The following is a 13398-nucleotide window of genomic DNA, read 5'->3' as shown; positions in this document are numbered from 1 at the left end:
CGCCACGGCGGACAGATGCTGGCGCTCTCAGCGGCTGCCCTGGGCATGGTCGCGGCGATAGCCGCTCCGGCCTCGGCCGATGACCAGCCTTCCCGGGCACAGCTCATAGCCGACTGCAACTCGGGTGAAGGGAAGTGCACCTTCAACGACCCGCAGTTGGGACAGGCGTATCTCGGAGGCTTCCACCGGGTCTCCGACTCGCTCTACAACTGCAGCACCTCGCCCGCCACCCAGTCGATGACCTGGTCCGACACGGTCGGTTCCACGGACTCGGCGGGCGTATCCGTGACCGCCGGCGGCAAGATTGCGGGAATCATCGACCTCAGCGTGACGGCGACCTACAGCCACACCTGGTCGAGCACGCACTCCGAGACCAGCTCCGTCAACATGACGGTGAAACCCGGTGAAGTCGGCTGGATCTCCCGTGCGCAGGTGATGCAGACCGTCTCCGGCACATGGCAGACGCATTACGACAGCCGGAAGTGGGGTCACTACTTCTGGTTCGTCCCCGATGTCGTCACCGGGCCTGCCCCGAACGGGACGGATGGCCAGAGCAACGCGGTGGTCGTCAAGTCCAGGAAGATGACCGCCGAGGAGAAGCGGTCCTGCTCCAGCCGCTCCGGTAAGGCCAAGACGTTCGTCGTCCAGGGCTGATCCACCGGTCGCGCGCCTGGCTGCCTCGCAGTCCGTATACCCGCGAGGCAGCCGGGGGCAGCCCAGCAGGGCGATCAACGCGAATAGCCGCGGCCTCATGAGGAGTTCACAGGCGGGCAGGGGCTGCGGCACGGCCTCGTGCCGCCTCGGCAACGCTGGGGGCACCGCAACCGTGACCGGCATCGAGGTGCTGTTGAATCGTCTGCGTCGGGATCCGGGGCGAGCTTCGCATTCGCCTCGTACCGGGCCGTCGCCTCACGGGACCGCATCGAACTCGGCAGAGGGACATGCCTGGAGGTCCACGTACTCGTCAGGCCTGCGCACATGATGTGTTGGCCCATCCCTCCGTGAGACTCAGCGTCGGCCCAGCGACTCCCCCGGTTCGCCGCCCAGGCCGCTCAAGTTTGCGCAGGCCCCGAGTCATGGGTTGGGACACGGCGAGGGAAGCGATGTCGTGGTTCGTCGCGCCGTGCCAGCGGGTGGTGACTCTGTCCTGGGTGGTGTTGTCAAGTTCGCATCGCTCCGTACCGAGCGGCGAGCAGAGTGCTCAGGGGAGGGCTGATGCGGGGCAGCGCGCAGGTGGAGATTCCGTCGGCCGCCAGGCCGCCGGCGTGCGGCAGCCGCCTCTGCGTTCGTGAAGTCGCCGATGGCCCTTCTGCGCGAGCCAAGTCGCCCGGCTGGATGACCGACTCATCCCGCGCGGCTCGCACTCGCTCGGCCTCCTGCGGCAGCCTCGACCTATTTAACCGCATGCCGCAAGACCTCTCGAAAACACTGGTTCTCGGCTCGGCACCGGAAAGCGCGCGCGGCCTCATGTCGGAGCGTTGTGACGCTGTGTGATTCCGTCGGCCTGGAGCTGCCTGTCGGGCTGCTTCCGGGGCATGCTGGTGTCATGGACGGGCACCCTCCGGTGATTGTGCACCCGCCCGCGCAGGACGGCGGACGGCGGGTGACAATCCGCGGTGAGCCCATGGGCACTGCTTACAGCCTCTTCGACGTGCTCGAATTCCTGCACCAGGCGGTGCTGCCGAACACCGACACCGCGATCGACGACCCCGAGCTGATCGAGTGGCGCGGCGGCGGACCGTACGACTGGCCGAACAGCACATAGATCCCCTGTCGGGGCAAACCGCAGCAATCCGGATCGAGGAATTGCCAAATTTAGCAATTGGTTAGATGCTGTGTTCGCTGTGCTCGCAGGTAGCCGCGGGCACAGCTTCTGTGTGTCTCGTCCCGAGCGGGGCTGTGCGAAGGAAGCTGAGGGGTCGTGTCGGTTCCGCTGTACCAGGCGAAGGCGGAGTTTTTCCGGATGCTGGGGCATCCGGTGCGCATCCGGGTGCTGGAGCTGTTGCAGGACGGGCCCATGCCGGTGCGGGAGCTGCTGGCCGCCATCGAGGTGGAGCCCTCCAGCCTGTCCCAGCAGCTGGCGGTGCTGCGCCGCTCGGGGATCGTCACCTCCACCCGTGAGGGCTCGACCGTCGTGTACGAGCTGGCCGGCGGTGACGTCGCGGATCTGATGAAGGCCGCGCGGCGGATTCTGACGGAAATGCTCGCCGGGCGGAACGAGCTGCTGGCCGAGCTGCGGGAAGCCGAGGTCGCCGCCCGATGAGCAGGATGGTCGCCCAGGCGGTCAGGGCCCGGATCACCTCGTTGCTGCCCTCCCGCTCCGATCTGGCGCAGGTGCGGCGTGATCCGCGCCGTGATCTGCTCGCAGGGCTCACGGTGGCGATCGTCGCGCTGCCCCTCGCCCTGGGTTTCGGCGTCTCCTCCGGTCTCGGTGCTACGGCGGGCCTGGCGACAGCCGTGGTGGCCGGCGCCCTCGCCGCGGTCTTCGGCGGGTCGAATCTTCAGGTGTCGGGGCCGACCGGCGCGATGACGGTCGTCCTGGTGCCGATCGTCGCCCAGTACGGTCCGACCGCCGTGTTCACGGTGGGTCTGATGGCCGGTGTGATGCTCGTCCTCCTCGCGGCGCTCAGGGCCGGGCGCTACATGCAGTACGTACCGGCGCCCGTGATCGAGGGCTTCACGCTCGGTATCGCCGGGGTGATCGGGCTCCAGCAGGTGCCGAACGCGCTCGGCGTGCCCAAGCCCGAGGGCGACAAGGTGCTCGTCGTCACCTGGCACGCGGCCGAGGAGTTCATCAAGGCCCCGCACTGGACCGCCGTCGCTCTCGCGGGCGCCGTGGTCGTACTCATGCTGGCCGGCGGGCGGTGGCGGCCGACCGTGCCGTTCTCCATCGTCGCCGTGATCGCAGCCACGGTCGTAGCCCAGGTCGCCCACCTGGACGTGAAGCCCATCGGCAACCTGCCCGCGGGACTGCCCGCGCCCTCCCTCTCCTTCCTCGATCCCGGCTCGCTCGGCTCGTTGCTCGCCCCGGCGGTGGCGGTGGCCGCGCTGGCCGCGCTGGAGTCGCTGATGTCCGCGGCCGCCGCCGACGCGATGACGGTGGGACAGCGACACGACCCGGACCGGGAACTGCTCGGCCAGGGCCTGGCCAACATCGCCGCCCCGCTGTTCGGCGGTGTCCCGGCCACCGGAGCCATCGCCCGCACCGCCGTCAACGTCCGCACCGGCGCGGGCTCCCGGCTGGCCGCACTCACCCACGCCGCCGTCCTCGCGGTGATCGTCTTCGCGGCGGCACCCCTGGTGTCCAAGATCCCGCTCGCCGCACTGGCCGGTGTCCTGCTGGCCACCGCGATCCGCATGGTCGAGGTCGGCTCGCTGAAGGCGATGGCCAGGGCCACGCGGTCCGATGCCGTGATACTCGCCCTGACCGCGGTCGCGACCCTCGCCCTCGATCTCGTCTACGCCGTGATCATCGGTCTGGTCGTGGCCGGCGCCCTCGCGCTGCGTGCGGTGGCCCAGCAGGCCCGCCTGGACCAGGTACCGCTCGACCGTGCCGACCACACGGCCGAGGAGCACGCCCTGCTCGCCGAGCACATCGTCGCCTACCGCATCGACGGGCCGCTGTTCTTCGCCGCCGCGCACCGCTTCCTGCTGGAGCTGACCGAGGTCGCGGACGTACGGGTCGTGATCCTGCGTATGTCGCGCGTCTCGACGATGGACGCCACTGGTGCCCTCGTCCTGAAGGACGCGGTGGAGAAGCTCGACCGGCGCGGCATCGTCGTCCTGGCCTCCGGGATACGGCCCGGCCAGCGGCAGGTCCTCGACTCCGTCGGCGCGCTGGAGCTGCTGCGGCACGAGGGCCGGGAGTACGCCTCCACGCCCGAGGCTATCCGTGCCGCCCGCGATCACCTGGAGATGGCCGGAGTCCTTGCCGCGGTCCCCGCCCGTAGGACGAGCCCGAAAAGCACAGACACCAGCGAGGAACCAGTCCTATGAGCGCCTCCTCCAGCACCCCGCGCATGGTCGAGGTCTCCGGCGCGGAGGCACTGTGGCTGCTGGAAGGTGCGGACCTGGGGCGGCTGGTGTTCGTGCAGCGCGAGGTGACCGTCGTACGGCCCGCCCGGCATGTGTGGGAGTACGGCCGGCTGGTCGTGCGCACCCCGGTCCAGCCCGCTCTCGTTCCGCTGACCGCGAGCTACCACGCCGACGACATCCAGAAGGCCACGGGCACCGGCTGGTCGGTGACCGCGACCGGACCGGCCGAAGTGATCACCGACCCGGACGAGGCCGCTCACTACCGGCGCACGCTGCCCGGCTGGACCCACGGCCCGCACGACACCGTCGTACGCCTCCACCCGCAGACAGTCACCGGCTTCCGCCTCGCCCGGGGAACGGAGAGGCGATGACCGCACAGTTGGAGACGCTGCCGCACCGCCACGTGCTCACCCTGCCGTCCGTGCCGGCCGCGGTCCGCGTGGCCCGTCAGACCGCCGAACAGACCCTGCAGGAGTGGGGCATCGGGCTGCGGCACCCCACCGTGGACCCGGCCCTGCTGGTCCTGAGCGAGCTGGTCACCAACAGCGTCCGGCACGCCGCCGCCCGCTCCCCCAAGATCACGGTCTTCTACGCGGCCGGCCAGGACTGCTTCGTCTTCGCCGTCCACGACCGCCACCCCTACCAGCCGCCCCTCTACGGCGCGATCACGGGAAGGGGCAGTGGCGGCCTGAGCACCGTGATGGAGCTCGTCCTCGGCCTGCGCGGCACCGCGGTCGTCCGCGCGGACGCCGACGGCAAGGGCAAGAGCATCTGGATCACCCTGCCCCTGTAACCCCACCCGCACCGCAGCAGTACAAGGAACCCACCCTCATGACCATCGACTGGCGCTACACCATCGAGCAGGATCTCGGCATCCTCTCCGTCGCCGGGTATCTCGGCCCGGACGCGGCACACCGCTTCAGCGGCGCGATCGGCTGGGTCGTCGCCCGCGGCACCGGGCCAGTCGTCCTCGACCTGACCAAGCTGCGCGGCTGGTCCACCGAGGGCCAGCTGGCCATCACCGAGGCCGCCCGCCGCCTCGCCGACGCCGGCCGGAGCCTGGAGCTGGCCGCCATCCCCGCCGACGGTTCACTCGTCCCCGCCGGCGACTGCCCGGACATCGCCGTCCACTGCGACCTGGCCACCGCCCTCGCCGCCCACGGCCGAGGGCCGTCGGCTCCTGCAGAGGATCAGCAGGAGTGGCGCACCGACGGCTGGCCCGCCTGACGCACGCTCCCCCTTTGAGTACGTATCAGCTCACCGAGTGAAAGACACTGGTCCCATGAGTGAAGTTCTTCCCCCTTGCCCCGAATGTTCCAGCGTGTACACGTACGAGATGGGCGCGCTGCTCGTCTGCCCGGAGTGCGGCCACGAGTGGTCACCGTCCGCCGCGGCGACTGACGCCGGCGGGGACAAGGCGATCAGGGATGCGGTCGGCAATGTGCTCGCCGACGGCGACACCGTGACGGTGGTCAAGACGCTCAAGGTCAAGGGCAGCCCGACCGGCATCAAGGCGGGCACCAAGGTGCGCAACATCCGGCTCATCGACGGCGTGGACGGTCACGACATCGACTGCAAGATCGACGGCTTCGGTGCCATGCAGCTGAAGTCCAGCGTGGTCAAGAAGGCCTGACCCGGCTCTCCTGCCGGGCCGGTGGCACCAACGGTCAGCTGCGGTCGGCGTCCCGTGTCCGCCGGTCGGTGCCCTGAGCCGGCTGATGGGGGTGCCTGTCGAAGGACAGCCTGAGCATGCGGACGTCGCCACAGCGCGGGCAGTTTCCGTCCGGGCCGACGGCGGCGGGAGGGCACTCGAAACGGCACATGCGGCACTTCAGCCAGGCGACTCAGGCGACTCTGCTGCCGCGCAACGGGGTGACCCGCATGCGAGCCTCCTTCGCCGGTGCTACGGAATGCCACTGTCAGCAATTGATGAGGCCCACCACTGGATGCAGACGGCCCGGCTTCTCGATGCGGGTTCGGTTCTGCCGGTGCCACGCGCGAGGATGGGTCGCATGTTCGTGACGAGTGGGTGGATGCGATGCCGAGTGGTCCGGCCGGTCAGACCGTGCCGTGCTGAGGGGAGGACGGCACGGTGAGTACCCCGCTGTACCAGCTGAAGGCCGAGTTCTTCAAAACGCTCGGCCACCCGGCCCGCATCCGCGTCCTGGAGCTGCTGAGCGAGCGCGAGCACGCGGTCGCGGAGATGCTGCCCCAGGTGGGCATCGAGCCCGCTCACCTCTCTCAGCAACTGGCCGTGCTGCGGCGGGCGAACCTGGTGCGCACCCGCAAGGAGGGGTCGAACGTGTACTACTCATTGGCCAGCCCCGAGGTCGCGGAACTGCTGCGGGTGGCCCGCTCGATCCTCTCCGGCGTACTGGCAGGGCAGGCAGAACTGCTCGCCGACCTGAGAGCGGCCCAGTCGGAGGGGAAGCCACCGTCGTAGCGACGGATCCATGATCGGCGGCCGTCTTCCGTTGAGACGGACGGCACTCTGCGCTACGGGGAGGCGGCCGCCTCGGAGCTCTTCGACGATCCTGCGGGCGGCTCGGCCGTGGAGAACGTCTCCGTCGCACGCGATGGCCATCGGACAGCGATCGTCCCCGCGGGGAGGCGGCAGCCGTCGGCGCATCACCAGACGGATAGCCGGACTGCTTCACCTCGTGGTGGAGGCGGCAGAATCGAGGGAGCGGCCGTTCCCTTGCACCGCAGGTAGCAGCCTGCCCTTCGCCGGCCTGCGCGCCCTTGAAACTGCCCGGCCGGTTCGGTCGTCCCCAGGGCCTGTCCGACGATTCCCGTCTGCCCAGCGAGGCCTGGCACGCACCTCCGAAGGGAGCACCCCAGGCCGCGCTGCCGGAGCGCCTTGCGATCGCACGCTCACCGCGCTCGAATGCTCCCCACTCGGCTTCGCTCGCACGGGGGACCCCACCGCTGGGCACCCCCACCGCCACCGCTGGGCCCGCCCTACGGGCGGACGACGGGAATCGTCCGACAGGCCCTAGCACTCCCCGGCAGCCGGGTACGGGCCCGCCGATCCGGACGCCTTCCCCGGGTCGTCCCCGGTGCTCGCGGGACGCAGCCGCTTTCCGGACCGCCTGAGTGCCTGCCGGCCGGCACGGCCCAGGACCACATGGCCGCCCATGAAGAGAAGCTTCAGGAGGACGATCGCCACGATGGCGTTGACGCCCCAGCCGGTCCACGACGAGGCGGCCAGTACGGCTCCGCCCAACCCCAGGTGCAGGGCGACGACCACGACGCCGACCGCGGCGAGTCCCATCACTTTGCCGATCCCTCGGCCCTTCGCGACTCCAGCGGCCGGCACGTCGGTGATATAGGCAGTCTCACCGGATGGGGCATCCGACGCTTCAAGTGGCCTCCAGGTCACCGTCAGGCGGTCGCGGCGACCGATCTTCTCGACGCGTCCGGCGATGCCGTTGCGGAGTCGCTCCATGGCGTCCTCGTCGTCGGCTTCGACGCGCAGCGTGAGCGTGTCCGAGGTGGCCTGCAGTGTGCACAGGCCCTGGGCGAAGCGGATGGTCCCGTGGGTGTCGGAGTAGTCGACGTGCCGCACCTCGGGGGGCATCTGACCGCCACCGTGGGCGACAGGCGGCCGGTGGCGCATTCCGCGCATTTGGCTGAGGTGACGGCAGAGTTGGACGAGGTAGCGACTCGCCCGGTCGGTCGGGACGAGAGCTTCGGCGGTCGGCATGGCATTCCTTTCTGGACCATGGGGCACGGCGCCTTCGGTACGGGCGCCGACGGGCTTTCGGCCGGTGCAACGGGCCGGCCCGGCGGGAGTTCAGATCCTGGTGGCGGCTACGAGCCAGGCCCGGATGCCGTCCGGATCGGTGGTGATGTCGATCGTGGCGGGTTCGACGGAGTCGGTCCGCCACACCTCGGCGAAGGCGGCATCGATCTCGCGGCGGGTCACCCGCCGCGGCCCCTGGTCACCCGGCTGCAGATCGCTGAAGCACAGCATGAAGTAGCGGCCACCCTGCCTCAGCACGGAATGGAGGCTGCCGACGAAGGCGCTTCGGTCGGTGTCGTCGAAGACGTGGAACAGCCCGCAGTCCAGCACCGTGTCGAAGGACTCCCCGAGACCGGCGAGGCGGCGGGCGTCGTGGAGCAGGAAGCGCGCGGTGAGGCCGCGCTCGCCGGCCTTCTTCTCGGCGGCGTCGATCGCCCTGGACGCGAGGTCGACACCGGTGGCGTCGAGGCCGAGGCCTGCGGCCAGCAGAGCGTGCTCGCCCGTGCCACAGCCGACGTCGAGTACCCGGCCCTGGACGGCGCCGGCTTCGGCGAGAGCGAGGAAGGCCGGCTGTGGACGGCCGATGTCCCATGGCGGCCTGCCGGCGTACAGGTCATCGGGCCGGTACCACGGATTCCCGGCGCCGGGGTGGCGGTAAGGGGGCGTGTCGGACATGAGGGGCACTCCTGGCAGGTTGATCGCCCGGCTCTGGGGCTCGGTCTCCGCCACCGAGCTTTATCGATACAGACTGTCTCTGTCAATGCATAGTGTCACGCCCTTGGCGTCACGTATCCTGGCAGGGTGCCGAAGCTGTGGAACGAGACGATCGAAGAGCACCGTCGTACGGTGCGCGAGGCGATCCTGGACACCACCTGGGAGCTGGTGGCCGAGCGAGGGCTGCTGTCGGTGACGATGTCGCAGATCGCGGAGAAGACCGGCATCGGACGGGCTACGCTCTACAAGTACTTCCCGGACGTCGAGGCGATCCTGGTCGCCCACCACGACCGGCACGTCACCGAACACCTGCGCCAGCTCGCCGACCTGCGCGACCGGCCGGGCGGCGCGGGCGAGCGACTGGCAGCGGTGTTGGAGCGGTACGCGCTCATCTGCCACCACCGCGGGCGCCACGGCAACCAGGAACTCGCGGCCCTCGTGCACCGCCCCGAGCACATCGCGCCCGCACAACGCCAACTCGTCGAATTGTTCCAGGACCTGCTCACAGAGGCCGCCAAGGCCGGCGAGCTCCGCGACGACATCGCTTCCGAAGAACTGGCGAGCTACTGCCTGCACGCCCTCACCGCCGCAGGCGGCCTACCCTCCGAAGCGGCCGTCCGACGGCTCGTCGCAGTCACCCTGGCGGGGTTGCGCCCTGCGGGCTGACCCGAGTCACTGACCCGCACTCGGCCGACGAATCGACGAAGCGTTCGGCCATGCGCACCGCGCGCAGCGCAGGGTCAAGGCGAGTTCAGGGCCCGCACACCACCGGCAACGACAGGAGCGGGGCAGCGATCGCGGCCGCCAGGGCAGCCGGCCATGTGGCGCGATGAAGCCGAGGCTGTGGGGGTGAGGAAGCGGCGCAGCCGGATGAGCGCGCCCGCCGCGAGGAGGCGCCGGCGAGGGCAGGGGCGTTGCCGCCGCCCTCGTGCGGATCCGCCGTCAGTGCACGTGTGGGCCATCGACCTGGGCAAGTCGCAGAAGGCCCAGTACCTGCTTCCAAGTGACTCGCACCCACGCAGCGCCACCGCGTGTCAGGCCGGCTCCGCCGTGGTGCCGCGGACGACGAGGTGCGGGGTGAGGGCGACCTCCCGGGGCTCGGTCCGGCCCTGATCGAGGCGTTCGACGGCGGCGGTCACCGCATGCCGGGCCTGTTCCCGGGCGTTCTGGCTGACGGTGGTCGGATCGAAGCAGCTCAGCCGAGCGAGCGTGTCATCGTCGTAACCGGCCACGGACACCTGCCCCGGTACGGAGACACCTGCTCGGGCGAGGGCCGCCAGGACGCCCGTTTTGGACACCTCGTTCACCCGCGTGCCCGCCGACGCGCCGGACAAGGTGCCCACCGGGTACGGATTCTGGTGCAACGCCTGGCCCGAGAACCCGGCCTGGAAGTTCGTCGCCGTCGGCCTCGGCAACGACATCCCCTTCTGGACCGAGTTCCTCCGCGCCCTCGCCGAGATCGACCCGGACATGGCCGTGAACATCGAGCACGAGGACACCGCCTACTCGCAGACCGAAGGACTCGCCCTGGCCGCCAAGAACCTCCACAGCGCCGCCGCAGCACTGTAGTCCGTCCCCTCTGTGTCCCCGTTTCCGCCGGCCGGTGGGAGCGGGGCCCCTGCCTGTGCGGCGAAGGGGAGGCAGGTCCGTCACGTCGACTCGCGTACCACCAGTCGGCAAGGGACCGTCCGCACCCCGGGTGTCGCCTCTCCCTCGTCGATCGCCTCCAGCAGCCGCAGGGCGGCGATCCGCCCGATCTCCGCGAGATCCATGTCGATCGTGGTGAGCGGAGGGCGGCTGGCCAGCGCCATGGTGTCCCAGTTGTCGTAGCCGACGACCGCGATGTCCGCGGGGACGCCGACGCCCCGTTCGCGCAGCGCGTCGGTGACCCCGCGGGCGATCTGGTCATTGCCGCAGAAGACGGCGTCCGTGTCGGGGGCCGTGCGCAGGACGGCATCGGCGGCGCGGCGGCCCCATGCCTCGCTCCACTCGCCGAAGTGGACGCGGTGGGTGGACAGTTCGAGGCCGGCGGCCTCCAGGTACCGTACCGCGTGGCGGGCCCGGTCGCGGGCGGCCGCGTGATGCTCCGGTCCGGTGACGTGGGCGATGCGGGTGCGGCCGGTGGACAGCAGGTGCTCCATGGCCAGCTCGGCGCCGCCCTTGTCGTCCGTGACGACGGACATGTCACCGGGGTCCGTGGACGGTGAGAGCGCGTAGACCACCGGGATCGACTCAAGGCCCGTGATGCCGGTCAGCGGCGGGCGCGGGTCCGTGCGGCGGCCGGTGACGATGATGCCGTCGACCCGGCGGTCCATGAGGTTGCGCAGGTGGTGCTGTTCCCGGATGGCGTCGCCGCGTGTGTCGCACAGCAGAACCGAGATCTTGCCCGCGCCGAGGGCGTCCTCGGCGCCGAGAAGGACCGGTGTGCTGAAGCGGCCGATGCCGTCGGTGGTCATCAGGCCGACGGTCCAGCTGCGGCCGGTGTGCAGGCTCTGGGCGTGCTGGTTGGGGCGGAAGCCGAGGGCCTCCACCGCGTCCAGCACGCGCTGCCGGGTCTCCGGGCGCATCCGGCCGGCGCCGCTGAGCGCCTTGGAGGCCGTGCCCACGCTGACGCCGGCGAGCGCGGCGACGTCGGCGAGCCTGGCCCGGCCGGTGGGAGGAGAGCCTGGAGCACCAGCGGGAGCGGTCACGAGCAAACCTTTTCCTCGACTACGACGACGCCTTCCATCGTGACAGTCACGGCAGTTCCGTGCCAGTGGCTGAGCAAGCCGGAAAATGTCTTGCCGCACCCCTTGACCGAAGGGTGCGCCTGTCCTGTACTTCTCGCTCAGGAAAACGGTTGCTCACATACTTTCCCGCTTGCTCACCCAGCATCCCCTCGGAGAGCCATGCCCCGCACACGCTCCGTTCCGCCCTCTCCCGCCGGTGCCGTGGGTCCGGTCCGGCTCGGTCCGGCCGCCCGTGCCGCGCTGCGTCCTGCCGTCGCCGGCATCGACGCGGGCTTCTGGCACACCCGGCGCAAGGCCAACGCCCGCACCTCCATCCCGCAGGGCCCCGAACTGCTGGAGTCCGCGGGCAATCTGCACAACCTGCGGCTCGCGGCGCCCGCGCCACAGGCGCTGCCGAACGCAGCCATCGAGGGAGAGTTCCAGGGGGCGTACCCCTTCGTCGACACCGACGTCTACAAGTGGCTGGAGGCCGCCTCCTGGCAGCTCGCCCAGGAGACCGACGGCGAGCTGGCGGCCCATGTCGACCGCATCGCCGGACTCGTCGCCGCCGCCCAGCAACCCGACGGCTATCTCAACACCTGGTTCCAGCTGGTCAAGGGCGGCGAGCGATACCAGGACCTGCGCTGGGGGCACGAGCTGTACTGCGCGGGACACCTCATCCAGGCCGCCGTCGCCCACCATCGGACCACCGGACGACGCGAACTCCTCGACGTGGCAAGGAAGTTCGCCGACCAGATCGACTCCGTCTTCGGCCCGCCCGGCAGCGGCAAGCCCATCGACGGCATCGACGGCCACCCGGAGGTCGAGACCGCCCTGGTCGAGCTGTACCGGGAGACCGGCGAGCGCCGCTATCTCGACCTCGCCGCCTACTTCGTCGACCGCCACGGCCACGGCCTGCTCGGCGGCGAGGCCTACTGCCAGGATCGCGTCCCGGTACGGGAGGCGACCGACGTCGAGGGGCACGCCGTACGGCAGTTGTATCTGCTGGCCGCGGCCGCCGATCTCGCCACCGAGACCGGGGACGGCGAACTCCGCGCCGCCGCCGAGCGGTTGTGGCACGCGATGACCACCACGAAGACCCACCTCACCGGCGGACTCGGCGCCCACCACGACAAGGAGGACTTCGGCGACCCGTACGAGCTGCCCAACGAGCGCGCCTACTGCGAGACCTGCGCCGCCATCGCCTCCGTCCAGTGGAGCTGGCGCATGGCTCTGCTCACCGGTGAGGCCCGCTACTCCGACCTGATCGAACGCACCCTGTACAACGGTTTCCTGGCCGGGGTGTCCCTGGACGGCGAGCGCTGGCTGTACGTCAACCCGCTCCAGGTCCGCGACGGCCACACCGACCCCGGTGGCGACCAGTCCGCCCGCCGCACCCGCTGGTTCCGCTGCGCCTGCTGCCCGCCCAACGTGATGCGGCTGCTGGCCTCCCTGGAGCACTACCTGGCGAGCACGGACGACGGCGGCCTGCAGATCCACCAGTACGTCAGCGGCCGTTACACCGGTGACAGCATCGCCGTGAGCTGCGCGACCGACTACCCCTGGAACGGCACGATCGCCCTCACCGTCGAGGAGAGCCCGGGCGACCGCCCGTGGACGCTCTCCCTGCGCATCCCCCCGTGGTGCCGTGATGTGCGGATGCGGTGCGGCGGGGAGTCCTACGACGGTCCGGTGACCGATGGCTGGCTGCGGCTGGAGCGGAACTGGGCCGAAGGTGACCGGGTGGTCCTGGAGTTCGCGCTGGAGCCCCGCCTCACCTCGGCCGACCCCCGGGTGGACGCCGTACGCGGCTGCGTGGCGATCGAACGGGGCCCGCTCGTGTACTGCCTGGAGCAGGTCGACCATCCCGGTGGCGGCCTGGACGACATCGTCGTCGACACCACGCGCCCCCTCGCCGTGAAGCACCGCCCCGACCTGCTCGGCGGCGTCACCACGGTCGTGGCCGCGGGCCGCCGGCGCCGGATACCCGACGCGGGCTGGTGGCCGTACGCGCCGTACCGGCCGGAGCCGTCGCACAACCCCGCGGACCCCGCACCCGGCTCACTCCAGGGCGAACCCGGCGAGCCCGTCGAGTTGACCGCCATCCCCTACTACGCCTGGGCCAACCGCGAAGACGGCAGCATGCGCGTCTGGCTGCCCACCTCCTGACTCCCTCGTCCGACGAACATCGAGGTC

15 protein-coding genes and 1 pseudogene are annotated in these 13398 nt (G+C 70.5%); 12 read left to right on the top strand and 4 right to left on the bottom strand.

Translation table 11 applies throughout. The features are described from left to right. The first annotated feature begins 15 nt into the window (after window positions 1-15). From AV521_RS01395 to AV521_RS01355, 9 genes are all read left to right on the top strand, one after another. Window positions 16-654, top strand: coding sequence for a hypothetical protein (locus AV521_RS01395; RefSeq protein WP_256725382.1), 639 nt, complete (start codon window positions 16-18; stop codon window positions 652-654). Window positions 655-1546: 892 nt separating this feature from the next. Then, a complete protein-coding gene (locus tag AV521_RS01390) occupies window positions 1547-1765 on the top strand; it encodes a hypothetical protein (RefSeq protein WP_076083401.1) in 219 nt (72 codons plus the stop codon). Window positions 1766-1921: 156 nt separating this feature from the next. Further along, window positions 1922-2263, top strand: coding sequence for a metalloregulator ArsR/SmtB family transcription factor (locus tag AV521_RS01385; protein ID WP_076082370.1), 342 nt, complete (start codon window positions 1922-1924; stop codon window positions 2261-2263). Continuing rightward, window positions 2260-3996 (top strand): SulP family inorganic anion transporter, encoded by a 1737-nt coding sequence (locus AV521_RS01380; protein WP_076082369.1) that lies wholly within the window; start codon window positions 2260-2262, stop codon window positions 3994-3996. Before AV521_RS01385 ends, AV521_RS01380 begins: the two co-directional genes overlap by 4 nt. Further along, entirely contained in the window at window positions 3993-4406 is a 414-nt protein-coding gene (locus tag AV521_RS01375) for a pyridoxamine 5'-phosphate oxidase family protein (protein ID WP_076082367.1), read from the top strand. The genes AV521_RS01380 and AV521_RS01375 overlap by 4 nt, the downstream gene beginning before the upstream one ends. Next, complete coding sequence (locus AV521_RS01370) at window positions 4403-4828, top strand: anti-sigma regulatory factor (protein WP_076082366.1); 426 nt, start codon at window positions 4403-4405, stop codon at window positions 4826-4828. Before AV521_RS01375 ends, AV521_RS01370 begins: the two co-directional genes overlap by 4 nt. A gap of 38 nt (window positions 4829-4866) precedes the next feature. After that, a complete protein-coding gene (locus AV521_RS01365) occupies window positions 4867-5262 on the top strand; it encodes an STAS domain-containing protein (RefSeq protein ID WP_076082364.1) in 396 nt (131 codons plus the stop codon). Window positions 5263-5317: 55 nt separating this feature from the next. Further along, window positions 5318-5668 (top strand): zinc ribbon domain-containing protein YjdM, encoded by a 351-nt coding sequence (locus AV521_RS01360; RefSeq protein ID WP_076082362.1) that lies wholly within the window; start codon window positions 5318-5320, stop codon window positions 5666-5668. 459 nt (window positions 5669-6127) lie between these two features. Continuing rightward, a complete protein-coding gene (locus AV521_RS01355; protein ID WP_076082360.1) occupies window positions 6128-6478 on the top strand; it encodes a metalloregulator ArsR/SmtB family transcription factor in 351 nt (116 codons plus the stop codon). 552 nt (window positions 6479-7030) lie between these two features. Here the strand turns inward: AV521_RS01355 and AV521_RS01350 are convergent. Both AV521_RS01350 and AV521_RS01345 read right to left on the bottom strand, forming a co-directional pair. Further along, complete coding sequence (locus AV521_RS01350; RefSeq protein ID WP_076082358.1) at window positions 7031-7741, bottom strand: DUF2218 domain-containing protein; 711 nt, start codon at window positions 7739-7741, stop codon at window positions 7031-7033. A 90-nt stretch (window positions 7742-7831) separates the two neighbouring features. Beyond that, the gene (locus tag AV521_RS01345; RefSeq protein WP_076082356.1) at window positions 7832-8455 is read right to left on the bottom strand and encodes a class I SAM-dependent methyltransferase; all 624 of its coding nucleotides are present in this window, start codon (window positions 8453-8455) and stop codon (window positions 7832-7834) included. A 126-nt stretch (window positions 8456-8581) separates the two neighbouring features. Here AV521_RS01345 and AV521_RS01340 point away from each other — a divergent pair, with 126 nt between their 5' ends. Next, a complete protein-coding gene (locus AV521_RS01340; protein ID WP_076082355.1) occupies window positions 8582-9160 on the top strand; it encodes a TetR/AcrR family transcriptional regulator in 579 nt (192 codons plus the stop codon). Window positions 9161-9528: 368 nt separating this feature from the next. On the opposite strand, the pseudogene AV521_RS01335 reads toward AV521_RS01340, so the two are convergent. Continuing rightward, window positions 9529-9783 (bottom strand): annotated as a pseudogene (locus AV521_RS01335) (substrate-binding domain-containing protein); the annotation flags it as partial. A 1-nt stretch (window position 9784) separates the two neighbouring features. Here AV521_RS01335 and AV521_RS01330 point away from each other — a divergent pair. After that, window positions 9785-10063: a hypothetical protein gene (locus AV521_RS01330; RefSeq protein ID WP_256725381.1), complete on the top strand. Its 279-nt coding sequence runs from the start codon at window positions 9785-9787 to the stop codon at window positions 10061-10063. Window positions 10064-10143: 80 nt separating this feature from the next. Here the strand turns inward: AV521_RS01330 and AV521_RS01325 are convergent, their stop codons facing one another. Further along, window positions 10144-11184, bottom strand: coding sequence for a LacI family DNA-binding transcriptional regulator (locus AV521_RS01325; protein WP_076083398.1), 1041 nt, complete (start codon window positions 11182-11184; stop codon window positions 10144-10146). Window positions 11185-11382: 198 nt separating this feature from the next. On the opposite strand from AV521_RS01325, the gene AV521_RS01320 reads away from it, so the two are divergent. Then, window positions 11383-13371: a glycoside hydrolase family 127 protein gene (locus AV521_RS01320; RefSeq protein WP_076082353.1), complete on the top strand. Its 1989-nt coding sequence runs from the start codon at window positions 11383-11385 to the stop codon at window positions 13369-13371. Window positions 13372-13398: the final 27 nt, after the last annotated feature.

Origin of the sequence: Streptomyces sp. IMTB 2501, from assembly GCF_001953885.1 — a bacterium.
GTDB lineage: Bacteria > Actinomycetota > Actinomycetes > Streptomycetales > Streptomycetaceae > Streptomyces.
The sequence above is the reverse complement of the archived record's forward strand: the minus strand, read 5'-3'. Positions and strand labels throughout refer to the sequence as shown.